Source organism: Deinococcus aquatilis DSM 23025, assembly GCF_000378445.1.
Classification (GTDB): domain Bacteria; phylum Deinococcota; class Deinococci; order Deinococcales; family Deinococcaceae; genus Deinococcus; species Deinococcus aquatilis.
In genome coordinates this window covers 1-23,204 of record NZ_KB899756.1, presented here as the reverse complement: position 1 = coordinate 23,204, position 23,204 = coordinate 1, and the positions used below count along the sequence as shown (strand labels likewise).

Annotated in this window: 24 protein-coding genes and 3 pseudogenes; 16 read left to right on the top strand and 11 right to left on the bottom strand. The window is 63.6% G+C overall.

Annotated elements, in window-relative coordinates; translation table 11 throughout:
- Positions 1–242 (bottom strand): COG3415 family protein (locus F561_RS29760; RefSeq protein WP_211214849.1); only part of this gene is annotated, 242 nt, incomplete at its 3' end.
- Between the two features lie 141 nt (positions 243–383).
- Between F561_RS29760 and F561_RS30630 the strand changes: the two are divergent.
- Positions 384–806, top strand: a pseudogene (locus F561_RS30630) (transposase).
- 155 nt (positions 807–961) lie between these two features.
- Here F561_RS30630 and F561_RS30185 read toward each other — a convergent pair.
- Positions 962–1,577, bottom strand: a pseudogene (locus tag F561_RS30185) (IS6 family transposase); the annotation flags it as partial.
- 44 nt (positions 1,578–1,621) lie between these two features.
- Between F561_RS30185 and F561_RS0121960 the strand changes: the two are divergent.
- The 3 genes from F561_RS0121960 to F561_RS26415 all read left to right on the top strand — a co-directional run bounded on the left by F561_RS0121960 (position 1,622) and on the right by F561_RS26415 (position 2,609).
- Complete coding sequence (locus tag F561_RS0121960; protein ID WP_019012123.1) at positions 1,622–1,852, top strand: diguanylate cyclase domain-containing protein; 231 nt, start codon at positions 1,622–1,624, stop codon at positions 1,850–1,852.
- A 192-nt stretch (positions 1,853–2,044) separates the two neighbouring features.
- Complete coding sequence (locus F561_RS0121955; protein ID WP_157452097.1) at positions 2,045–2,257, top strand: hypothetical protein; 213 nt, start codon at positions 2,045–2,047, stop codon at positions 2,255–2,257.
- Between the two features lie 31 nt (positions 2,258–2,288).
- Positions 2,289–2,609, top strand: coding sequence for a hypothetical protein (locus tag F561_RS26415; RefSeq protein ID WP_019012121.1), 321 nt, complete (start codon positions 2,289–2,291; stop codon positions 2,607–2,609).
- A gap of 201 nt (positions 2,610–2,810) precedes the next feature.
- On the opposite strand, the gene F561_RS30625 is transcribed toward F561_RS26415, so the two are convergent.
- Together F561_RS30625 and F561_RS28245 are read right to left on the bottom strand one after the other, a co-directional pair.
- Complete coding sequence (locus tag F561_RS30625) at positions 2,811–2,966, bottom strand: AbrB/MazE/SpoVT family DNA-binding domain-containing protein (RefSeq protein WP_425386976.1); 156 nt, start codon at positions 2,964–2,966, stop codon at positions 2,811–2,813.
- A 64-nt stretch (positions 2,967–3,030) separates the two neighbouring features.
- Positions 3,031–3,743 (bottom strand): annotated as a pseudogene (locus F561_RS28245) (IS6 family transposase).
- Between the two features lie 118 nt (positions 3,744–3,861).
- Between F561_RS28245 and F561_RS0121930 the strand changes: the two are divergent.
- Positions 3,862–4,062: a tyrosine-type recombinase/integrase gene (locus F561_RS0121930; protein ID WP_169389562.1), complete on the top strand. Its 201-nt coding sequence runs from the start codon at positions 3,862–3,864 to the stop codon at positions 4,060–4,062.
- A gap of 95 nt (positions 4,063–4,157) precedes the next feature.
- Here the strand turns inward: F561_RS0121930 and F561_RS0121925 are convergent, their stop codons facing one another.
- Positions 4,158–4,856, bottom strand: coding sequence for a hypothetical protein (locus F561_RS0121925; protein ID WP_245556611.1), 699 nt, complete (start codon positions 4,854–4,856; stop codon positions 4,158–4,160).
- Between the two features lie 618 nt (positions 4,857–5,474).
- Between F561_RS0121925 and F561_RS30180 the strand changes: the two genes are divergently transcribed.
- From F561_RS30180 to F561_RS0121890, 6 genes are all read left to right on the top strand, one after another.
- Complete coding sequence (locus tag F561_RS30180; protein ID WP_157452095.1) at positions 5,475–5,672, top strand: hypothetical protein; 198 nt, start codon at positions 5,475–5,477, stop codon at positions 5,670–5,672.
- Complete coding sequence (locus F561_RS30175) at positions 5,669–6,394, top strand: hypothetical protein (RefSeq protein ID WP_245556610.1); 726 nt, start codon at positions 5,669–5,671, stop codon at positions 6,392–6,394. Before F561_RS30180 ends, F561_RS30175 begins: the two co-directional genes overlap by 4 nt.
- A gap of 148 nt (positions 6,395–6,542) precedes the next feature.
- Positions 6,543–7,346: a GNAT family N-acetyltransferase gene (locus tag F561_RS0121905; protein ID WP_019012112.1), complete on the top strand. Its 804-nt coding sequence runs from the start codon at positions 6,543–6,545 to the stop codon at positions 7,344–7,346.
- Positions 7,347–7,456: 110 nt separating this feature from the next.
- On the top strand, positions 7,457–7,930 hold the full coding sequence (locus F561_RS26410) for a YbjN domain-containing protein (protein WP_083922596.1): 474 nt from the start codon (positions 7,457–7,459) through the stop codon (positions 7,928–7,930).
- Positions 7,931–8,116: 186 nt separating this feature from the next.
- Positions 8,117–8,809 carry a carboxypeptidase-like regulatory domain-containing protein gene (locus tag F561_RS26405; protein ID WP_019012110.1) on the top strand — a complete coding sequence of 231 codons (693 nt, stop codon included), beginning with the start codon at positions 8,117–8,119 and terminating at the stop codon, positions 8,807–8,809.
- A 107-nt stretch (positions 8,810–8,916) separates the two neighbouring features.
- Entirely contained in the window at positions 8,917–9,147 is a 231-nt protein-coding gene (locus F561_RS0121890; protein WP_019012109.1) for a hypothetical protein, read from the top strand.
- A gap of 55 nt (positions 9,148–9,202) precedes the next feature.
- On the opposite strand, the gene F561_RS0121885 is transcribed toward F561_RS0121890, so the two are convergent.
- The 6 genes from F561_RS0121885 to F561_RS27490 form a co-directional block, all read right to left on the bottom strand.
- Positions 9,203–10,198, bottom strand: a complete 996-nt coding sequence (locus F561_RS0121885; RefSeq protein WP_019012108.1) for a hypothetical protein — start codon at positions 10,196–10,198, stop codon at positions 9,203–9,205.
- 137 nt (positions 10,199–10,335) lie between these two features.
- Positions 10,336–12,447, bottom strand: a complete 2,112-nt coding sequence (locus F561_RS0121880; RefSeq protein WP_026299138.1) for a tetratricopeptide repeat protein — start codon at positions 12,445–12,447, stop codon at positions 10,336–10,338.
- A 110-nt stretch (positions 12,448–12,557) separates the two neighbouring features.
- The gene (locus F561_RS0121875) at positions 12,558–13,340 is read right to left on the bottom strand and encodes a hypothetical protein (RefSeq protein ID WP_019012107.1); all 783 of its coding nucleotides are present in this window, start codon (positions 13,338–13,340) and stop codon (positions 12,558–12,560) included.
- A 264-nt stretch (positions 13,341–13,604) separates the two neighbouring features.
- Entirely contained in the window at positions 13,605–13,883 is a 279-nt protein-coding gene (locus F561_RS0121870; protein WP_019012106.1) for a transposase, read from the bottom strand.
- Positions 13,884–14,102: 219 nt separating this feature from the next.
- Positions 14,103–14,885, bottom strand: coding sequence for a carboxypeptidase-like regulatory domain-containing protein (locus tag F561_RS0121865; protein ID WP_157452094.1), 783 nt, complete (start codon positions 14,883–14,885; stop codon positions 14,103–14,105).
- Positions 14,886–14,977: 92 nt separating this feature from the next.
- A complete protein-coding gene (locus F561_RS27490) occupies positions 14,978–16,048 on the bottom strand; it encodes a carboxypeptidase-like regulatory domain-containing protein (protein WP_019012104.1) in 1,071 nt (356 codons plus the stop codon).
- A 546-nt stretch (positions 16,049–16,594) separates the two neighbouring features.
- On the opposite strand from F561_RS27490, the gene F561_RS0121855 reads away from it, so the two are divergent.
- From F561_RS0121855 to F561_RS0121835, 5 genes are all read left to right on the top strand, one after another.
- The gene (locus F561_RS0121855; protein ID WP_019012103.1) at positions 16,595–17,605 is read left to right on the top strand and encodes a peptidase associated/transthyretin-like domain-containing protein; all 1,011 of its coding nucleotides are present in this window, start codon (positions 16,595–16,597) and stop codon (positions 17,603–17,605) included.
- Positions 17,606–17,891: 286 nt separating this feature from the next.
- Positions 17,892–20,960 carry a BTAD domain-containing putative transcriptional regulator gene (locus F561_RS0121850; RefSeq protein WP_019012102.1) on the top strand — a complete coding sequence of 1,023 codons (3,069 nt, stop codon included), beginning with the start codon at positions 17,892–17,894 and terminating at the stop codon, positions 20,958–20,960.
- Between the two features lie 192 nt (positions 20,961–21,152).
- Positions 21,153–21,992 carry an IS5 family transposase gene (locus F561_RS0121845; RefSeq protein ID WP_019012101.1) on the top strand — a complete coding sequence of 280 codons (840 nt, stop codon included), beginning with the start codon at positions 21,153–21,155 and terminating at the stop codon, positions 21,990–21,992.
- A 276-nt stretch (positions 21,993–22,268) separates the two neighbouring features.
- Positions 22,269–22,976 (top strand): hypothetical protein, encoded by a 708-nt coding sequence (locus F561_RS26395; RefSeq protein WP_157452093.1) that lies wholly within the window; start codon positions 22,269–22,271, stop codon positions 22,974–22,976.
- Positions 22,977–22,994: 18 nt separating this feature from the next.
- The coding region (locus F561_RS0121835; protein ID WP_026299137.1) for a transposase at positions 22,995–23,204 on the top strand (210 nt) is incomplete at its 3' end.

Sequence of the window (23,204 nt, the reverse complement as noted above, 5' to 3'; positions counted from 1 at the left end):
GTTTGGAGTGCGGTTAACCCATGTTGATTGAAGCGGGAGACCAGACGCGCGACCCCTTCACCGGATCGACGCCCGCACAGCCGAGCCGCTTCGGTATACGGCACACCCGTCGAAACGGCGAGAATCGTCTTCGCCCGACCCACGATGATCGCGGCCGTGTGATGCGACCGGCTCAATCGCTCCAACATGGTGCGTTCTTCTTCGGTCAGGGGACGCAGCGGGTTCTTCTGGACACGAGCCATCCTCATACCCTACACCTATGGCAAGTGACCCACTAGCACTGCTTAAACACGGATTTTTGCCGTGCACACGGCAATCATGCGTGTCTGGCAGACTGATGCATGACGGCTCCTTAGGAACATGCTCTTCTCCTTCGTCATTTCCTGCGTCCCTTCCAACGCGTCCTGAGACACGCTCGGCGCCGCACATGGTGCCCACTGTATCTACGCGGCTTGATGTCCCCGCTCAAGCGTAAGAGTCTGCAACCGTTGGCCGAATACATCGCTCCCAGTCAGTACGCACAGCTCCACCACTTCGTGACCGTCAGTCCCTAGAAGGATGACGGGCTGAAAGCTGTTCTGGCTCGCCAAGCTCAGAAATTGGTCGGAGGACAAGAGGCGGTACCGATCGTCGACAACACAGCATTCCCGAAGCAAGGCGACTGCAGTGTGGGGGTCGCCAGACAGTCTTGCGGCGTGCTGGGAAAGGTCGCCAACTGCCAAGTGCTGGTGTCACTGACGCTGGCAAAGAATGATCTTCCTGTTCCGTTGGCGTGCATCCCCATCTGTTCCGCCACCAGATGCTGACCTTTCTGACAGGCCAGAAGTTATCAGATGCCCAGATCCAACTGCTCAACGGCCATGCGAGCAAGAAGAGTTTAGAAATCTACCAGCACCTGTCGTTAGGGTTGTGTTGCCTTAACTAGCGTCACGGCAGGCTGAGGGTAGAGGTGGTTTGAAGTTCAGACTACCCCTGCTGCGACGGCTGACCACGTCTGGAACGCTGTGCTCTGGTTGTTTCTTCGGGTGGCGGCGGTGACGCTGGTGCGGGAATGATGGTGAAGATTGGTGATCCGGGCATGCAAACTCAGGAATTCTTGAGCGCGTTTCCGCCGTCTAAATCCTTGCTGAGATCGCTCTTGTCGTCGTGTGGATCGGTGTTCTTGCAAGGTGAGGTTATTGCAGCGTGCCGCTGAGACCACCTGTTGGTGATCGACGCCCTTCAGACTCGGGATCTCTCGGATCGCGGCTCTATAACTCCTGAGCTGACCCGGTATGAATGACCTCTGGGACATCGTATTCTCCCAGCAGCCGGGTCAGGAACGTCTTCGCCGCTTCAGTATCGCGATGCCGGTGGAGGAGAATGCCCTGCACAAAACCGTACTCGTCCACGGCCCTCCAAAGCCAGTGTCGGACGCCGTCCACGCTCGTACACACCTCGTCGAGATGCCACCGGGAACCCCGTCGGGGTTCCCGGTGACGCAGGTCTTCAGCGAAGAGGGGTGCGAACTTGATACACCACTCGCGAAGGGTCTCGTGACTGACCTCAATGCCGCGCTGGTGCAGCAATTCCTGCACGGGCGCACGTCTACCGCCTAGGAGGCGACGAGTTTGTCGTCCTGGTGCGTCACCCCCTCCTCTCGCCGGAAGCGTTTTCCGTCTGGGCGACCGACCGCCTGCAGGTGCCGTTTATCGATGAGGTCAGCGCCTCCATTGGGATCGCCTGGCGGCATGAAGGCCAGGACGTCCGGGACGTGCTGAGCTTGGCCGATGAACGGATGTACCGGGCCAAGAAAGCGCAGCAGGCCTCGCCTCAACTCCTGCAGCAGCGGCGCTTCCGTCAGCCCACTTGAACCGGGGTGCGGGGATGACCAGTTGTCCGTGCCTCAACCGCCCTGCATCACCGGCCCACCAAGGAGTTTCATGACCCGTCTGCCCCGAGCACTGAACCCCTGCTGTGGGTCGGTCGCCCTCCCTTTAAGGGCCGCGCCCTGCAGTTCCGCTGCGCCGACCCGGCTCAGACCGCCCACGCACGGGCGGTGCTGATGCGCCTGCTGGAATATCCGGCGCACCGTCCGGCCAGCGCCTTTTTGCAATGTGACAGCGCCGAGTACCTGATGTTGGAATTCTGGGGATCGGGGGCCGCAGCCAGCGCGCTGTGTGATGCCGCCGCAGCCGAACTGGGCTTCCGGCTGGATGCCTTCGATGGTCTGCCGCCCCCCTGTATCCCTGATTGCGCCGCTGCCTCAAAACCGTGACGACCCCCAGCACAACTTGAGAGGAACCCCGATGAAACGTCAGTCCGGCAGCCGCACCTTCCACGACCGCAAAGCCGAACGCACCGCGCTGTACCCAGAGCGTATCGGCTATCGCCTGAGCTACTGCATGGCCTGCAACGGCTCTGGTCACTACGATCACAACGGCTCGCCGCGCTGCGGAGCCTGTGGCGGCAGCGGCCTCGAACGGGTCGCGGGCCCAACCCGGAGCGACTTCGCCGGACGCCACATCCGGATCAGGCCGCACGAGTCCTGCCGAGTCTGCTTTCAGGTCGACAATGAACCGTACGGCTGCACCGGCAAAAGACCGCGCTGGACAGCTGACCTGCCTTAACGCGGCGGCCTGACACACCACACAGGCATCCACAACGCACCGCCCTCGACGCAGTCGACCACAGTTTCCCAGGCACGGCCACACCGTCCCCGCCTTCAGGGCCGCGCTGGAGTGTTGCCTGGTCTGATGGCGGCTGCAGCAACGAACGTGAACCTTCTGCCGCTCACCCCTGCGCGGCTTTTCCAGATGACAGCCGAACCCTCACGGCGCAGCGTCAGGAGGGGCCGGGGGCTCTGCGGGCCCTTCCTCTTCCGGTTTCTCGGCTTTGTGGAGGGTCACCACCCCGTGTCCCTGCAGGATCCAGACCAGCGTATCGCCTTCTTGCCAGTCCAGCCGATTCATCACATCAGCAGGCAAGGTGATACGGTTGTGTTGCCTTAACTTGGCCCATGGCAGAGGGAGGGCAGGGGGAGCCTGAAGTTCAGGCTCCCCCTGCCGCGACGGCTGACCACGTCTGGAATGCTTGCTGCTGATTTTTTCTTCGGGTGGCGGCTGAAACGCTTGTTCGGGAATGATGATGAAGATTCGTGATGCGGGCAGGCAACCCCAGAAATTCTTGAGCGCGTTTGCGCCGCTTGAATCCCTGCTGACTTCGCTCCTGTCGTCGTGTGGAGCGATGTTCCTGCAAGGTAACGTTGTTGCAATGGGCCGTGGAGATCACCTCTTGGTGGTTGACGTCAATGAGGCTCGGGATCTCTCGGATCGCGGCTCCATAACTCCAGAGCTGATCGGTGTGAATCACCTCTGGGACGTTAGATTCACCCAGCAGTCTGGCTAAAAAGGTTTTCGCAGCTTCGGTGTTCCGATGCCGTTGAAGAAGACCACCTTGCACGAAACCGTGCTCGTCTACCGCGCGCCACAACCAATACCGGACACCATCTCCCGTCGTACAGACTTCATCCAAGTACCACTGGGAACCCCGGCGGGGTTCCCGGTAACGGAGTTCGTTGGCGAACAGGGAACCGAATGGGATGCACCACTCACGGCGTGTCTCGTGGCTGACCCCGATGCCGCGCTGGTCGAGCAACTCTTGAACATCTCGATCGCTGAGCGGAAAGCGGTGGTACAGCTGTCTGGGCGTGCTGGATGATGGCCACCTTAGAATCGGTGGCGATCAGGTTTCGGCTCGGTCACGGCAGGTCAGCCTACCCCAGACCGATTAAGGCAACACAACCCCCTGATCACAGCCCTACAAGTTTTGCCCCATGAGGGCGCAGTTATTGGTGGGACCCAGACCGCTGCTCGCCAACGCTTGCAAGTCATTACTCAACGGGCTGAGACGCGCTACCGCGGCTGGCACGCCTTCCGCCACTACGCGGGCACCCGACTCGTTCGGCAAACCGGTAGCCTCGAGTACGCCGCCCGCCACCTCGGCCACAGCAGCATTGAAACCACCCGCGTCTACGCCAAATGGAGCGACCAAGCCCTGGATGAGGCACTCGCAGACTGGTAGGAGATGGGTCGTGCCCTGCTTTCAATAGCGGGGACATTTTTAGCAGAGATACCCATCGACGGTCTTCCGTCAGATGGAGCCGCGTGGGTTCGCTCTTACTCCGGTGTCTGCTGCGCTGCCTTTGCCTTTCGGGTGCGCTTCTGGACGCCGCCAGTGGGAAGGGGCGTTCTCTGTGGTGCCCTGATGCGGACGCCGGGGGACTGCGTGATGTCCCACGCCGGACAGCCGGTCAGCCGCCCGTAGAGCAGGATCACTTCCAGCGCATCTTCCCGAGAAGAAGTGAAGTACAACTTCTGCTGGTGTTCCAATATCGGGCGCTGCCATTCGGGACGCAGCGCCTCTTCCGCCGTGTTGTGGCGCGTCAGGTAGACCTCATAATCGCGGGGATCGCTGCTGTTCTCCCGAACGGGTGATTCCAGCGCCAGGCTCAGCCCATCAAAGTGTCTGCGTTCAGTCCAGGCCCTGGGGATCCGGCCAGATTGGTCAATGGATTGCCGCAGTTCCCGGGTCTCGAAATCAAGCCAGACCCAGCGTTCCTCAGCGTTGTAGGGCGTCTCGAAGATCTTGCGGTACACGTAATGTCCAGTGCCGATCAGGGAGAGCACCACCAGGAACAGCAGTCCTCCGGGGCGGTTCAGATCCAGGTTGAGGAACGACACCATGGCAGCAATGCCCATCAACCCAAGGAAGCCGTAGCCGACGAAGACCAAGACGGCACTGAAACGGACATCCTTATAAAAGTCTTCACGGGTGCTTTTGGAGTGGGACAGCGTGACGGCGGGATTACTTTCCAAACAGCTGCGCAGCTGCACAGGAGGCCCGTTCCGGTTGACTCGGGGCAACGTTGGGGCGGGAGAGATAGGGTCAGTGGGTGTCATGTCGGGGCGTCCCTTCGCATCAGGCTTCAGAGTGGATTCTTGCACTGATTTCGGGAGGTGGATCAACAATTTCGACGATCATCAGGATTGTTGTGCGTTGCAGAAGCGTTCTCTCTGATTTCCAGGCACAATGCTACCAACCAAATGATTTGCAAGTGGGTCCAGACGAGCTTTGTCAACGGAAAACTTGAGTTATAGGTACTGCACGAATTCAACCCAAACTTACGCCCTACGTCGTCCAGGGGTTGACCACGACAGACGTCAACCCGGGCTGGCTTGAGTGCTCCGTTGCTGGAGCAACGGCAGCGCCCACTTCCACCACTCCTCAGGCGCATCTGCTCTCTGGTGAACGGGCTTTATGTGCGGCCCTTCCAGTCAAGCGCGCTGTATTTGCGGATCTGGAACGCCACTTGGCTCAGTTTGAGGGCGTTCAGAGCGTGCATGTCGACCGCACCCGCGGCGTCGCGCACCTCAGCTACCTGCCCGGCTCGGTCACGGAAAGCGCCTTACGTGAGCAGCTCCATGCGGCCGGCTATGCCTGCGCCTGCACCGATTGTGCTCCCTCTGCCGCCCAGCCTGGGCATCCGCATCTGGGCCATGCCCCCCATGCAGCGGAACACTCCATGCCCAGCGCTGCAGCGCCCACCCATGTCCATCACCATTCAGGAGCAAAGCAGCCGGGGGCCGATCACGGCGCTATGGATCACGGTGGACACGCGGCCACACCCATGAATCATGACGAACACGGCGGCCACGGCGCTGAAATGGCCACTGATCTGCTGCGCCGCTTCGTTCTCAGCCTGGTGCTGACCATTCCGGTGGTTCTGTTCTCCCCTATTGGAGAGATTTTCGGGTTCACCGCCATGCCGCCCTTCGGCCTGTCGATGGCCTGGTTCGGGCTGATCCTGGCCACACCCGTCGTGTGGTGGGGCGGCTGGCCGTTTATTTCTGCGGCCTGGCGCGCCCTGAAACGCGCTGAAGCCAACATGATGACCTTGATCGCCACCGGCATCCTGGTGTCCTGGTTGTTCTCCGTGGTGGTCACCCTGTTCCTGGGTGGAGGGGAAGTCTTCTTCGAGGCCGCCGCGATGCTGACGTCGCTGTCCCACAAGAACCGCAGCAGCACGGGAAGGCATCATCGGCTCATCATCCCGGGCCGCATAGGCTGCCCTGACAAGGAGCCATCATGTCTCAAGAACTCGAATTGCCCCCCATTCCCCATCCACCGTCTTCAGGGCGGGTGTATGTCCTGCGCGTGTGGAATGAGCCCGGCGTCCCGCCAGGCGGCTCGGCCTGGCGAGCGTCCCTGCGTGAGGGAACGCTGGGCGAGCGGCAGTACTTTGCCAGCATTGACGACTGCATTGACCATCTGTACGGCGAATTTACCCGCCGTGATCGCCTGTGACAGCCGGATGGGCTCCATCTCCACGGTTCGCCCCTGGGCTGACGGATGAAAGGTTGACCGCCCATATTGCACCAGAGCGGCAAGAATTCTCCCGTCCCAGTCCAGCAGTGCGACGTAGTTCTTCATCCTGATGGACCCCGATGTTCTCAAATGAGCGGGCAGGCGCGCCGTTTTCCCGTCTGCAAAGGAAAACCCTCATGCACCTGGCATCTCTCGGTTACCGCACCGACCTGATCTTCGCCCGCTTTCGGGGCCGGGTGACGGACCTCGGTGAAGCTGTCGTGGTCACCAACCCCCACAGTCCAGCCCATTACTTCGGCAACCTGCTGATCTTCCGCGGTCCGCCGCAGCCCGGAGACCTGCCGCACTGGGAGGAGCTGTTCGCCCGGCATATCGGCCAGCCGCCCATCACGCCGCACCGCCTGTTCGGCTGGGACGTTCCGGCCAGGGGGAATGCCGACCTGGAGGAATTCCTGAAGGCGGGCTACCACCTGGAAGAGAACGTCGTCATGGCCGCCCCCAGCCTGCATGCTCCGCCGCACCTCAACACGCATGCCGAGTACCGTTCCCTCACAGATACCGACGAGGAATGGGCGCAGGCGCTGGAGAATCAGGTCGCCAGTCGAGAGGATGGGCACGACGAGCAACGCTACCGCCGCTTCAAGGAGACGCAGTTGCGTGGCCTGCGGGAGATGTGCCGGGCTGGGCTGGGGTTCTGGTACGGAGCTTTTCTGGACGGACGGCTGGTGGCGGACCTGGGGGTGTTCTCGGACGGTGAGGGGCTGCTGCGTTACCAGAGTGTCGGCACAGACCCGGGGTACCGCAGGCAGGGACTGTGCGGATCCCTGACGTTCTTCGCCGGAGAACACGCCCGCGCGCACTTTGGTGCTGAGCAGTTGGTGATCGTGGCCGATGACCACGACGTTGCCAAGCGCGTCTACGCGTCCGTCGGCTTTGGGGACGTGGAACGCCAGCAGCTTCTGCTCCACGCAGGAGGTTGAACCTGCGCCTCTCTCCTCGGTGTGTCGCAGCGTTGTTCGGGCAGTAGAGCAGCGTTCCACTCGCCGGGCACATCATCCGCCAATCATCTCCCCCCTGGCACACTCCGGGCATGAAACGAAACCCTGTGGCCCTGTCCCTCACCGCCCTCGTCCTCAGTGCTCTGCCCTCGGCCCACGCCGCTATGGCGGAGATTCTCGACGCCAAGCCCGCGTCCATGGTCAAGGCACTCAGCGACGCGGGCTATAAGCCGGAACTCAGGCCCGGTGACACTAAGACCCCGCCGTCCATCGCCCTCAAGGTAAATGGCGACCCCGTGTATCTCTATTTCAGCGGGTGCAAGGACGGCCTGTGCACCCGCGCGACTGCCAGCAACGGCTTCGAGTTCCCCAAGGATAGGAATGGGCTTGCCAAGGTTCTGGCGGGCTGGAATGCCGAGTGGTACAGCCAGGCCTACGAGGACAAGGACGGGGTGTACCTGGACGCCTCTTACACGCTCACGGGCGGGTACACGAAAGCCAACTTCAAGGCGTGGTTTGACGCCTATCTTGACGAACTCAGCGAATTTGGAGACAAGTTGTACTGAGCATCAGGTCGGGAGCGTGGCTGGGACAGGCATCACCCTTCCCGGCCACTCTTCTTGACAGACCAATGCGCCGCGTCGAGGAGACCGGACCGAAGGAGTGACCCACCATCCGCCCATCATCACCTTCCTTCTACGCTCTCCCCATCAACAGACGACCCGGCAGCGGGCGTTCTTGAGGAGGAAGCAATGAAAAACGCAACGATTTTGGCCCTACTTATCGCTGGCACCACCGGAAGCCTTGCCTTCGGGGCTACAAGCAAACCCACGCCCTACGTCATGACGGGTGTGGTGAAGAACGCTCAGGGCCAGCCCGTACCAGGCGTGGAGGTCTTCGCCGACAACACGGTGTACTACGACATGAATGTGGTGACCAAAACCGATGCCAGGGGTCGCTACCGCATCGAACTACCCCATGACGTCGGCACCTGGCGGCCCGGTGCAACGTTAGAACGCGACTATCACGGCGAGCGTTTCCGCATGACCCTCTACCCGAACGACAAGGCCGCCTTTCAGGGCTCGGTGGGCGCGGTGCGCGATTTCATCTGGAAGCTCAGCGGCCCGCATGAGGGCGGCGTGCTGGGAGAGCAAATGAACGTCTTCCACGGCGACGGCATCGCCTACGGGGACCTGATCGTCACCCTGACCCCCGAGGGCCCACTGATCGACGGCAGCCAAGGGAAGGTTCTGATCATCCGTCCTGAGACGTCGGTGGTGAAGGACGTCCCGCTGGGCCGCTACCGCATGACCGCGAAGTTGAAAGGCGGCCAGTCCGTGCTGGTTCAGGCCCAGGGCAGCGAGGCGTGGGCGACCTCGGCCGTGAACACGTTCAAAGACGGCCTGTACGGGGTTCGGCTCTCGTTCAATACCAGGTTGCCCTGAACCGGCCATCTCTACCGCTTGGCGCAAGCCCAGATTTGCAAATCTGGGCTTTTTGCCTGCCCCCGAGCATCACGCTGCAATCATCCAGCCGCTGCTAGCGTGCCCCCATGGACGCCCTGATCGACCTGACCCTCCGCGCCCTGGGCGCTGTCTTTCTCAACCGCTTCGGCCTGGGCTTCCTGCTCGTGCTGCTGGCGCTGTACGGTGTGGGGATCGATTGGCCCGGCTGGGGCACGGGGCTGTGTGGGGCGCTGGGCCTGGGCGTCTGGGTGGTGTCTCTCTGGTGCTTCTGGCGGGACAGCCAGCGTCCTTCTGGTTTTCCGGGAAGCGCCAAATGAAAGAGACGGGGGCCGCAGCTCCCGTCTCCTTTCTGTGAATACCGCGTCCCCTGACTCAGCGCACACCGCTCACGTCGTACACGTAGGCGCGGCCTGTCCCGTCGGCCAGCGTCAGGGCCTGACCGTTCACATTCGCGGGAAGGGCGAAGAAGAAGCGCACCCGAACCTCCTCGCCTGCCCCCAGCGTCCCGCCCGCCGTCTCATCCCGGCTGGCCTTGAGCAGCAGGCCGTTGTACTCCACGCGCTCGCCGTCCGCGTCTCTCAACACGAGCTTGAAGTCCGACCAGGCGTAGCGCCCGCCGCCCGGCTCCATGTTGCGGAGCGTGAAAACGGCGCTCAGGTAGCGCTGCCCGGCAGCGGGAGCCTTCCCGTTCAGGGCTTCCCCCGTGAACTTTACGTCGTCAAGCCGCACGTCGAAGCGCTCGAGTGGATTGAAGTTCTTCAGGGCGGCGGGCACCTGCATCAGCGGAGTCGCGCCGCTGGTGTCGGCAGGGTCGGCCACCGCCTTGGGGAGGGGCTGCACCTGGCCGCGCAGGTCGTAGCGCAGCAGGGCCGCCTCGCGCTGCACCAGCAGCTTGGGCACGCCTCCCCCGGCAGGCACGCGGATGACGGCCAGGACGTTGACTTTCTGGGCTGGCTTGAGGTTGATCTCCAGGCGCTCGGTGGTGCCGTCACGGGCCACCGCCTGGGCATAGGGGTGGTTGCGATCCTGGGCATCTACCGCCGTGAACTTCAGGTCGGGCCAGTAGTAGCGCACGTCGCGCCTCTGCGGGTTGTGAACCGCGAAGTGCAGGAGCAGCAGCTTCTCGGCGGCCTTGGGGGAATACACCGTGTTGCCGATCACCACGCGGGCCACGCTGTACTCGGCCTTCAGTAGCGTGAAGTTCAGCGGGCTCTGCTTGCCCAGAGTGAAGGTCTCGCCGAGCTTGGCGACCTCACCCTCCAACTGGGTGGTGCCCTGAACCACGCGGGTGGGGGTGGTGGCCTGTGCGGCCTGGGCGAGGGTGAGGGCGGCCAACACGGGCAAGATGATACGAACGGTCTTCTTCATGGGATCTCCTGGGTGGCCGCTGAGGCCTGTGAGCTGCGCCTACCTTAGGAAGGTGTGGATGATGGGGGCATGGTGGGCTGACAGAGAAAGGGGAGGCCCGAGCGCGTCGGCACCTCCCCACTTCACATGGCCTAGTCTCAGTTGCCGGTCCAGTAAGAGGCGGCGGCCGCGATGCCGAATTCCTGCTCGATCTTGCCCTCCCACAGGCCAGTGCTGGCGTCGGGTCCTGCTCCCAGTGAACCCTTGAGTTCGACGCGCATTCCGGCGTCCTGAATGCCGTCCTTGCCGAATTTGATGTAGATGCCCTCCTTGGCCCCAACTCCGCCCGTGACGGGCACGCCCTTGGGCAGCTTGAGTTCGGCTTTGACGCCCGTGAAGAGGGTGGCGTTGCCGTTCCAGTCGAGACTTGCCGAGGCGAAGCCACCCAGCCAGTCGGTACCTAACAGTGAGGACGTGGAGAGTTCGATGTCGATCTTCTTGCAGCTCAGCGAAAAGCTCAGGCCCAGCCCCTGCGCTTTGAGGCCAGCGGAAGGCACCTTGGACTTCACCTTGGCCCCCGAGAACACCCCGCCGCAGGGATCGGCGTCGAGGGTGGGCAGTTCGGCGAGGTCGAGGGGGACGCCCGGCAGGGTCTGTCCGGTGCAGAACAGCTTCGGCACCTCGCTGAAAAAGACCCCTCCGTACACGACCGGACCGTAAAACATAGCCTTGGCCGACGCCTCAATTTGCGCCCGCTTGGCGGCGCGCACCGCTGGATCGGGAAGATTGGCCGCGAGCGCGGTTTCAAACTTGACGCGCGCCGAGACGTACCGCGCCATCGCCTGCTCTTGCCCCTTCAGGTAGGGCCGCAGGGCGTCCATATAGGTCTGATACACGTCGTCGTACACGGCGTCTACGTCTGCGCAGGTGTGTCCAAGCGGCAGGGCATGCAGCCGCGTTTCCAGCGTCTTGTTGCGCTGATCGGCCAGCGGACGCCACGCCTTGTCGAGCACGTAGTGGGCGTCGTATGCGGCTTTGTGCGCGGGCCAGACTTCTGGATCGAAGATGGAGGTGCTGATGGCCCCGTTCACCAGTTTGAACCAGCGGAGCTCGCCGGGATCAAGCACCTGCGAGAGGTTGACCGCAGTGGCCCGCTCCCCTAGGTCGCGCAGAATGGCGCGCCCCTGCCGTTCCAGTGCCTCATATTGCGGGTGCAGGACAATGGCTTCACGGCGGTTCCTGGGCAGCTTGAGCTGCGGCAGCTCGAACGCCGCGCCGCGCGACAGGTCGAAGAGCGCCGCCGATGGACGGCGGGTCGGGGACTGCTCGCGTGGCCCCACGCCGTCGCCGTGACGTCCCGGCGTCTTTTCCTTGAGGATGATGTCCTGCGACTCGGGTGCGGGCGTGCGCCGCAGGGCGGCACGCAGTTCTTTGGTTGCGCCAGCGACATCGCCGCTGCACAGCAGGGCCTTGGAGAGGTTCATGCGGGCTTCAGAGAGGTCAGGGGCAAGCGCCAGCGCCTGTTTGAGAGGAGCCTGCGCCTCGCTCCAGCGGCCCAGCCCCAAGAAGGCGTGGCCCCGGTTGGTCAACGCGATGGCCTGGCCGGGCACGCCGCCGGGTGCGGGCAGTGTGCCGCCCAGTTCCGCTGCTCGGTCCAGCACCGCAATGGCCTCACGGGGCAGGCCCGCGAGCGTGAGCACGCCCGCGAGATTGACCAGTGTCATGGCGTCTTTGAGCTTGGCACGGTGCCTGGCAAGAAGCAGGGCCAGGGCCGCGCGTGGGCTCTTCACGGAGAGCGCCGCCGCCACATCCGAGGACGTGCCCTCGGTGGCTTTCCGGCCCGCTGTACCGACCAGTGTCTCCGCCGTCTTGAGAGCGGCCTCGAAGGTCATTGCCCCCTTCTCGTGGCGGACGGGCAGGGCCAAGACCTTGGTGCCCTTCTCCTTGAGTTCGCGCAGCTGTTTCAGCGACTGTTCCACGGCCGGGCGGGAGGGATCGCCGGGCTTGAGGGCGGCGAGCATCTTCTCCAGCGACGCGATCGCCTCGTCGATGTCCAGGCCAGCGGCGGGCGCGAGGCCGGGCGTCTTGTAATCGCGCACTGCGGGCTTACAGGCCCCAGTGCGCTGTTCAGCAACTTCCGCGCGCATCTTGTCCAAGGGGTGCAGGACAGTCTGGTCGCTCAGCGACACCCACGGCCCGGCAGCTAGGGCGGGGGAGGCGAGCAGGGCAGTTCCGAGGAGGGCCAGGGGTAACGTCCAAGTGGTCTTCATGGCTTCAGGGTGACGCAGGGAGAATGATGGCCGGATGGTGGGGGCATGGCCGGGACGGCAGACAACAGAAAGGGCCGCCTGGCGAAGGCGGCCTGAGGGGGAGGAGGCGTTCAGGGGTTCTTGAGGTAGAGCTCCATCGTGTTGCCGTAACGGTCGCCCTCGTTGTGGAACATGGCGAGTACCCTGGGCGCGAAGGTCTTCTGATCCGCAGAACTCAGGAGAAACTGTTCCTTGACGCCGTTCAGGAGGTGAGTGGCGCTCACGAAGTAACGCCCAATGGGCACGTCCAGGACGCCGGAGCCGTCGGTGAAGGGGCGGGTAAAGGGGGTGGTGCTGCCCATGATATTGGGTCCGTCAGGCGTGAAGGTGAACTCGAGAGAGTCGTAGTCGAGCTCCACGGCGGAATGCGCGACATAGGGGTTCACCTTGCCCGAGGGCAGGTCATCGGCACTGAGCGTGAAGTCTCGCACTGCGCCCTGCGCGCCGTCGAAGGGCGTGTCGTTGTCCGGACTCAGGCGCACCTCGTACGTCTGTCCACCGAAGCTCAGACGCAGATACCCGCCCGCCGCCCAGGTGCCGGGCTGGTGGGCCAGGGCGATACGGTAGCGGCCCTGGGTGTCAGTCTTGCCAAGCGCGTTCATGTTGTAGAAGGCGGTGTGGTCGGCGAAGACCTCCACACCGGCGAGAGGCTCACCAGCCTCGGTGCGAACCGTACCGTTCATGACGTATGGGGTGAATGTGCCGGGCACAGGGGGTTGAGGGGAGGGCGGGATCGGAGCGGGCTGCCCTGTACTGGGCGGGGTGGGGCCGGGCTGGGAGGGAGTGACGCCGCCTCCGCAAGCGGAGAGGGTGGTGACGGCCAGGGCGAGCAGCAGCAGTTTCGCATTCTTCATGTCGTTCCTCCTGGGCAGCTGTGGACGCGCCGCCTTCAGTGACTGGAGCGTAGGAGCACGCGGATGATGGGCCGATGGTGGCGCCGATGAACCTCCAGAAGCAGAGGGCGGCCCGGGCCTGTTGCCGCTCTTCCCCCCCTGCTTGCTGGCGGGCATCGCGCAGCTTCCAGGTAGGGACACCTGCTTCGCCCGCGAAGCAGGCCAGACTCAGATGCGGATGGTTTCTGCGAAACTCCTCGTGCAGTTTGAGGAGCTGAGCCAGACTCAGAGACCCCGAACTTTTTTTGCGATCTGAAGGGCCAATTCCTTCTCGCCCACCAGAACCTTGAGCCGTTCGTTCTCGTATTCCAGCTCTGTATGTCGGTCGCCCTGGCGATCACCTGCGAGGTGGGCCGTGCCCGCCTCCAAGAACTGAGCTTTCCAGGTGTGAATCAGGCTCTCGTTGACACGGTGCTGCCGGGCAGTTTCCGCCACGCTGATCTGACCGCCCAGTACCGCCAGGACGATCTGCTCCTTGGTGTACGTCGGCCAATTTTTCCCCATACTTTCCCTCCAGAATGTCTCACCTTCGCAAGCGGGCGGGTGCTTCTTTAAGGCTTTCCTGGAGCATTACCCCTTGAGGACTGGGTGGAAGTCTCGCCGGGAGTGTCCGCAGTCCGTGGAAGTGGCTGGATACAGTCAGAGGACACCGCACATAGTGCCGCCCCAAGAGAGGCGGCACTGTAGAAGTGAGGCTGAACCCCGCGCACCACAGGGGCAGGTTCAGAGGCGCGGCTGAACCACCTCGAAGCTGATGGTCATACCAGAGCCGGGGGTGTACTCCACGTCCAGACTGGCACTTGAGCCGTAGGTGCCGCCGCGCGGCCGTACCCAGATGGGCCCTTTGTCTGAAATGGAGCGGGCAGTCACGGTATAGCGGCCCTGGGGTACCTCGAACGGCAGTTGCGACCACTTGAGAACGAAGGGATCGCCCGCTGTGCCGTCGATGAGCGGGCCGTCCGGTGTCAACGTATATTCCACATCTCCAAATTCCGGCATGTCACCATCCACTGAAAGGCCCAACAAGCCGTACACGAGCGCTCCGTAGTAGCCCCCGCCCGGCGACTTGCCTGTGATTTTGAGGGTGAAGTTGCGTACAGCGCCGTCCACTCCACCGAACGCGGCAGCGTTGTCAACCTCAGGGGTCAAGGTGATGGCCTGACCATGATAGTTCACGTTCAGATGCGCCACCGCCGTCCACGCCCCCATGGTGCCTTCCAGGTTGAGGTCGTAGCGGCCTTGGGCGTCCGTCACGGTCCAGACCTCAGTGCCGTCGAAATAGGTGTTATCGGCCCCGACGCGTACCCCAGCCAGCGGCTTGCCTAGCGAGTTTTTGACCACGCCGACCATGTGGTATGGACGCAACGTTCCGGGCTGACCGGAGGGAGGAGTCGGCGTGGGCTGCGTCGGCGATGGGGGCGTCGGGGCAGGAGGGTCTGAAGCGCCACCACAGGCGCTCAGCAGCAAGGTCAGGACGGTCAGGGCGAGGATTCCGGGGTAGTTCATGATGTGTCTCCTTGGCGGCCTCGGGCGCGCTGCTCAGGTATTAAGTGGCTGTGGATCATGGGAGAATGGTGGGAACTCTGGACGGGCGGAACCTACTCCACCTGGCTGAGCCGGAAATCAAAGCTGCCGCGGGCGGGCTGAACCAGTTCGGTGTTGTTCGAGGTGTTCACGAAATGCCCCAGGTAATCCCCAGCGTTCAGTTCGCCGTCGCCGTTCAGGTCTTTCCAGGCGATCAGGTAGTAGGAGAGCTTGCTGCTGACGTCCGTGATGACGTAGGCCACGTTCTTGCCCGAGGAGGTGATCCGCACCTCCTGCGAGAGCTCTTTGTCACACCCCTTGCCCTCGCCCAGTGACAGGCAGGCCCATACCAGCGTGCCCTTGAGGTCGATGTCCGCTACCACCTTGCCTTGGAACGTGGTGGGCGTGCTGCTGACCGGAGCAGCGGCGCGGGGTGCGGCCTGCCCCTTCGGACGGATCACGTCCACGCTGAGGGTCTGGCCATCTCCAGCCACGTAGGTCAAGTTCACGACGGCACTGGCGGCGTACGTGCCGCCCCGAGTTCGTACCCACACGGGCCCCTTGCCCGAGAGAGAACGGGCGGTGACCCGGTATCGGCCCAGCGGCACATCGTTCAGTGGAGCGTTGTACCGCACGGTGATGGGCTTCCCTGGCGAGCCGTCGAGCAGCGGCCCTTCGGGCGTGAGTGTCACTTCGAGGTCGCCGCGCTCCACCACCTCGCCATCGGAGGAGAACCCGTCTAGGGCATAAAAGCGCGCTCCATAAACCCCACCGTTCGGTGTCTTGCCTGAGATGCGCCAGGTGAAGTTGCGCGCTGCGCCAGAAGCCCCGCCGAAGGCAGCCGCCTTGTCAGGCTGGAGGGGCAACCGATACGTTTCACCGTGGTAGGTGCGCTGAACCCAGCCCACTACCTGCCAGGCGCCGAGCGTCTGTTTCAGATCGATCCGGTACTGTCCCTTGCTATTGGTGACCGTATGAAGTTCCGCGCCGTCGAAGTAGGTGTTGTCTACGGCAATCTGTGCGCCGGGCACGGGGCGTCCGGCCGCGTCCTTGACTGTGCCCGTCACCAAATAAGGGGTGGCGGAGGCTGTGGCTGAGAGGGTAGAGACGAGGGCCAGGGGGAAGAGCAAACGGGAAGGGTTCATGGGGCTCCTTTCGACCTCGGGGAGGGTTGAGTGAGGGGAGCGTAAAAGGCCACGGATGATGGCGGGATGGTGTCCCTGGAACTTGGGGCCCGAGAGACGGCGGGCTCGGCCATAACTTCCCGACGGCAGGGCAGTTCAGCGAGTCCATGCCAAATTGACCTCTTTACGGCCCAGACAGAGGTGAATGCACTTGACGCCCATTCACACCCGCTGAGTCGCGTCCACTCCCGACCTGAACTTCTCGCGGCTGTTGACCATAACTTGCGTCTGCTGATGCGGCTCGAGGTCGAAGGCTCACTCCTGAAGTTCGGGGATGGCCTGCTGAACGTCCATCACCACGGAGGGCGAGTCTCGGGCGGTGCAGCGAGCCGCCGTACCTGGTGGGAGCGCCTCTGGAGCACGAGCAGCTGGGCGCAACTCGGGCGGCACGGGTGCAGCTTGCACTGCTGGTCGTTTTGGACCTGGGGGCACCATCGGCCCATCATCCTGCCCCCTGCATCATCTGAGTATTCAAAGCACCTGATCTGGTGCGAAAGGAACCTGACTATGATTCACGCCCAACTGCTCACCCTCGCCTTCCTCGCCCTGCCTGCCGCTTCCGCCGCACCCACCGACCCCATCAGCGGCTCCTGGAAAGGATTGTTGAACGGCTTTTACCCGCTCGAAGCGATTCTCACCCTCAAGGGCAACAAGGTCACGGGCGTCACCCGCTTCGCCAAGATCGACTTCCCGGTCACAGGGACCTTTAACGCCCAGAAAAACCTCGTCACGTACACCTTCGTATTCGCCAACAAGACCTCCACGGTTAACCTCTCCCTGAAGGGCAACACCCTGAGTGGAACGTCGAAGAACAAGACCAACGTAAAGGGGGACACGATGACCATGACACGCGTTTCCTCTACGACGGCCACGGGAATGAGCACCACTGGCAAAGCCGAGCCTTACATCATGACCGGCACCGTACGTGACGAGAAGGGCAAGTCTATCGCCGATGTCGAGGTCTTCGCCGACCACACCGCCTTCTACAACATGAATGCGCTCGGCAAGACCGACGCCCAGGGCCGCTACCGTATCGCCCTAGCCCACCAGCCCGGCACCTGGAATGCGGGCGCGTACCTGCGGCAACAATTCGGGGGAGAACCTGTCGAGGTGCGCCTGTCGCCCGACGACGACACGCCTTTCGATGGTTCCAAGGGAGCAGTGCGGAACTTCACCTACAAGGCCAGCGACGCCCCGGTCGGCAAGGTATACACCTCCATCGCGCACAGCAACGTCGAACTCGATTACGACACCTTGGAGTTCACCTTTACTCCCGACGGGCCGAACGCCGCGGGCAGCACGGCGCCGCTTACCCGGAAGTTCGTTTTTGGCTCCGGCGTTCCGAACGTTCCTCTGGGCCGCTACAAGGTCAGTGCCACCCAGGTCCTGAACGGCGTCAAGCAGCAGCTTCTGCTGAGTTCGCGCCTCCAAAAAGAGGCCTCGACCGACGTGCTGGCTGCCTTCACCCACGACAGCCACTACGGCGAAACCCTCGAACTCTTTCTCAGCAACCCCTGAACGGCCGACGGACGCGAGAGACGGACAGGGAGGAGCATAGGGTTCAGTTGAAAAGCCCCGGTTCTGCCCCTCACGACGAACGGCCTCAGAGAGACGTCCCCGAGGAGAATAACCCCTGCGAACCCTGACCCGCCACGTGGCGACCTGAGCCTCCTCGTCCGCCTCCGCCAGGCCGCCGGAAAGACCTCGCCTCCCTGCTCCTGAACCCTGCGCTGACGGCCTGCATGGGCACCGTGCCGCGCAAGGTGATGGGTGAACGGCGCCGCTCTGATATGATGAAGGAATCATGAGCAGCGAGCCCTGGCACCTAGCGGCCTTCGGCAAACCGCGCCTTCTCGATCCGTCTGGGAGGGCGGTGCGCTGTGAGCAGCGGACGCTCGCCCTCCTGACCTACCTCGCCCTGGAGGGGCCCACCTCACGCTCGCGGCTGGCGGGACTCCTGTGGCCGGACACGCCCGAGGGGGGAGCGCGCAACAACCTCGTGCATCTGCTGCGCCGCGTGGCGAAAAGCCATCACCCCAACCTTCTCCATGCGGGGGAGGCGGTCGGACTCGGCACCGCCCTGAGCTCGGACGTGACGGCCTGGGGTGTCACGGGTTCGCCTCTGCCCGAGTCCGGCACCGTGCCGCCCGGCGTGCTGCTTGATGGCGTGGCCCTCGACGATCACCCCGACCTCGCGGAGTGGCTGCTGGCATGGCGGGAGCGGCTGGATCTCGCGCGGGCCGAGCGGCTGACGGGGGCCGCGAGCAGGGCAGAGGCCGAGGGCGACCTTCCTGGGGCCATCCGCCTGACCCGCGACCTGATTGACCTTGATCCACTGTCGGAGGACGCCCACCGCCGCCTAATGCGGCTGCTGTACCTGACTGGCGACCGCCCAGCGGCATTGAAGGCCTACCACCGTTGCCGGGGCGTCCTGGAACGCGATCTGGGAGTGGAGCCGATGCCTGAGACCCAGGATCTTGCCCGCCTGATCGACCGGGGCGCGGTTGAGGTGCCCCCAGTACCCTGGGTGCCTCGTATCCCGCTCTCGGTTCTGAGACCGCCTGTCTTGGTGGGACGGGCGGCGGCGTGGGGGAGGATGGAAGAGGCGTGGGCGAACGGGCAGTCCATCCTGCTCGTCGGCCCTGCAGGCGCGGGCAAATCGCGGCTGATGCACGACTTCGTGGCGAGCAAGGGAGCAGCCTTTCGTCTGGAGGGACGGCCGGGCGACCGTGCCGCGCCCTTTTCGACGACCGCACGCATGTTGCGCCGGGTGCTGGATCTCCTGCCGCCGGGGTTCGAGCTGCCGGGGTGGGTCATGCCTGCCCTGGGGCCTCTGTTGCCTGAGACGCGGGCGGATCTGCGCGGCGACCCTCCCGATCCGCGCATGATCGAGGCGATTCATGTCATGTCGGGCGTGGCCATCCAGGTTCTGGGCGCAGTGGTGAGCGTCTTCGAGGATCTGCACGAGGTCGACCTGGCGACCACCGACATGGGTATGGCGATGCTGGCGAGCCACTTCCCGCTGGGGCAGGCGGGCGGACTGCCGCACTTTGTCGGCACCTTCCGGGCCGAGGAACTGGATCCGGGCACGCGCGCGGTGTTCGAGCGGTTCGTGGCGGCCGGACAGTCGGTCTGGATTGACCTCGCGCCGCTGCTGGACGCGGACGTGCAGGAACTGGTGGGAAGCCTCGACCTGCCTGGCCTGGAGGGGCGCGGTGAGGAACTCGCCCGCTTCACCGGGGGCAACCCGCTGTTCGTGCTGGAGACCATCAAGCACATGCTCGAACAGGGGCCGCAGGGCGCGGTGGGCCCCCTCCCCGTGGCTGAGAAAGTGTCGGGCATCATCACGCGTCGCTTGGCTGGACTCTCGACCTCCGCCCTGCACGCCGCACGGGCTGCCGCCGTCTTGCAGAGCGATTTCGACCTCGACCGCGTGGCCGAGGTGCTGCGCGCGCCCTTGCTGGAGGTCGCCGCCGCCTGGGAGGAGCTGGAGAAGGCTCAGATTGTGGTCGGCGAGCGCTTCAGCCACGACCTGATCGCCGAGACCCTGCGCGGGGAGACGCCCGAGGGCGTACGCCGTCTGCTTCACCGCGCGGCGGCCCGCACACTGGGCACGTCAGTCGGGGTCTCTCCAGCCCGGGTGGCCGGACACTGGCTCGCAGGGGGCCACCCGGCCGAGGCCGCCCCCTGGCTCGTTCAGGCCGGGCACGCGGCCTGGCGGGCGGCTCGACTGGAGGAGGCGCAGCGGTTTTTCGCCGAGGCCGCCGACCTGCTCGCGGCGCACGATCCTGCCGCTGCCTTCGCTGCCCTCGCGATGCGGGCCGAGGTTCTGGCCAACATGGACGATCCCCGGCACGTGGACGCCGTGCGGGCGCTGCACACGCAGGCTGTTACGCCCCTGGAGCGCGCCACCGCCTCCATGCAGGAATACCGTCTGATCGAACGGACGTTCGACGTGGGCCGCATCGAGCCGGTCGTTCAGGCGGGCCTCGCCGCCCTACGCTCCGCCGAGCCAGGTCTGGAAATGTGGCTCGTGGAGGCACAACTCACCGAAGGATTGGCGCTTGTGGCCTTCGTGCGGGGGCAGTACGAGGAGACGCTCGCTTATCTCGAGCGGCTGGCGGAGCTCGGCGATCGCACAGGGTCGCTGGAGTGGCAGGCCAAGGCACAGGAGGGATTAGGGCTGGCCCTGAGCGCCACCTCGCCGCGCGAGGCGAGCCTTCACCTGGAGCGGGCGGAGGCGCTCCACCTCCGCAGACAGGACTTTCTGCGGGCGGGGTCGAGTCTCGCCAAGCTCGCCCGCGTGCTGTGCGAACTCGGTGAGGTGGCGGCGGCACGCAAGGTGGTGGCGCGGGGGGCCGCGCACCTGGGCCGCCTGGATGCCAACCACGGCGAGCGCATTGCGCTCCTGAACGCGCAGATCATGGTCGCGCAGGTGTCCGGGGATCTTGACCTCGCCCGCGTGTTGTACGGCAAGGCGCAACGGGATCACCGTCCGGAACATAGTGCGCTGTTGGGCTATTTCCCGGTGCTTCATGCCAAGACGCTGCGCCTTGCTGGACATCTGGAAGAGGCCCGCAGCGAGATCGCGCGCTCGCGGGATGGTCGGCCCTTCCCGGGCCACCTGAACGCGGCGCGGAATCTGGAGGAGGCGACCATCCTGCTGGCCCTGGGACGGGCGTCTGAGGCGGATCACCACCTCGCCGAGGCCGAACGTCAACTCCAGGGAGCGCCCAACGTCGCGTGGCAAGCTCGGCTCCACGACCTGCTGGCGGTGCGCCTCAGTGCAGACGCAAGCCGAGCCCATCAGGAAGCTGCACGGACGCTGCGTGAGCGGTACACGTTGCCAGAGGGCCACTGGAGCGGTCTGTGAACGTGCGATCCTCTCTCAAAGTCCGGCTCGCCTGACTCACTCACCAGCAGGCTTGCGGCAAGGATGGGATGGCAGGAGGGGCCAGACGACCGCCTCAGCGTGAGCGCCCGCTTTGCTTCTCTGGGTTCGATCCAAAGGCGCCCTTGTGTGGTCAATAGACCTCCTGCGAAAGTCCCCCGCTCCCCTGCGTGAGTGAGCCACGACCGTCTGGAACGCCTCCGAAAACTGAATCGCAAGCGGTTCAAACGGCACACCGGGATCTCCCCCGAAACCTTCGCCGAGATGGAAATCGTCCTAGACCAGCGAGAACGCTCCAAGAAAAAGTCCGGTCGCCCCCCCGCCCTCAACACTGCGCAGCAACTCCTCCTCACCCTCGAATTCTGGCGGGAATACCGCACCCTCGCTCACGTCGGTCACGACTGGAACATTCACGAAACCACCGTGCAGCGCACGGTGGAGCGCGTCGAAACCGCCCTGATCCAGAGCGGAGAGTTCCGACTTCCTGGCCGCAAGAGCCTCAAACAGGAAGAGAACGTCTTCCAGATCATCGCCGTAGATGCTGCTGAAACCCCCTGTGAGCGGCCGACCAGCAAACAACGCCGCTGGTACAGCGGCAAGAAGAAACGACACACCCTGAAAATGCAGGTCGTGATCGACGTGTCCACCCGCATGATCCTGTGCGTCGCCACCGCCTTCGGGTCCATGCATGACCTCACCCTGTTCCGGCAGTCGGGCGTCCAAATCCACCCAGAGACGGCGCTGATCGGCAACGCCGGCGACCAGGGCATTCGGCAGCATCACGGTCATTCGGTGACACCGCACAAAGCGACGAAGAAAGCGCCGCTGACCCCTGAACAGCGTCAGCAGAACCGGGAACTGGCCTCGACCCGCCTGCGGGTCGAGCATGTCATTCGGTGTCTGAAAATTTTCCGCGTGCTGAAGGACATTTACCGTCACCGGAGGCGGCGCTTCTCTTTACGCGTCAATCTCATTGCGGCGGTGTGCAACCGCACGGTTGCCGGCGTGGCGTGACTTTCGCAGGAGGTCTAATAATCCGGTGCCATGAATCCAGACGTCGTTAAGAAGGGCTATCGGGAACATTCCGAAGAACCAGTGGTGTAAAAGACAGAAATTGAGGCTGCCTCAAACAAATGGCAACCAGTCAAGTGTGCCGTGCGCGCCTAGGGCAGGTGTATTGATTGATTCAGAGCATAGTTTTTAAGCACAGCAGGCTGATATCTGTGCCATGAGACAGCAGTAAGCCATTTGCGCTATTTCATAAACAGAGACCGCTCTTATGCTTCATCAATGGAGAAAGTCGATGCTCGCCTGACCTCATTCATCCCTTGGACAGAACCAACCTGGACAGGATCAGTGCATTCGTGGATCACAGATACACTTGGTGCCTCCGGCATCCAGGTGACAGATCAAATTGAAACGGTGCACCACAAATCCTGGTCGGCGGTGCTCCGTGCTCCGACCAGCGCTGGAACGGTGTACTTCAAGGCCACCTCTCCAACCTTCGCCCACGAACCTGCCTTGACCTCTGCGCTCGCAGCGCTCATGCCAGAGCGAACGCCTGAAGTGTTGGGAACCGATGTCGAAAAGGGATGGCTTTTGATGCGCGACGCTGGCGCCGCGCTGAGGGCTCAGGCCACTGGCGACGACCTGCTTGACCTGTGGGAGACCGTCTTACCGCAGTTTGCAGACCTTCAGCAGCGTGCGGCGGATCAAAGCGGAACACTGCTGTCCATCGGTGTGCCAGACCGGCGACCCAGCGTGCTGCCTGCCCTGTTTGAACGGCTCCTCAACGACCGTGGCGCATTGCTGTTGGGTGAGGCAGACGGACTCAAAGAGGAAGATCTCCAGGACGCGCGGCGCCGGTTGCCTGATTTGAAGCACCTGTGTTCAGAACTTGCGTGTTCGTCGGTGCCCCACTCGGTGCATCACGATGACTTTCACGATGGCAACGTCTTTGATCTTGCTAGGGTTCTGTGGAGGAGGAGTTCAGTCTGACCGACAATGGAGACTGATATGACCGCCAGCAAAAACCACTACACCGCCGAGTTCAAAGAAGAAGCCGTGCGCTTGGTGATCAGCAGCCAGAAAAGCTGCGCAGAGATTGCTCGCAACCTTGGTGTGCCGCCCTATTTGGTGGTGCGCTGGAAACAGCACCACGAGCAGCAAGGGGCGGCGGGCCGCCCCCAGTTCACCGGACGCGGTGTCGCCGCGTTGAGTGAGCAG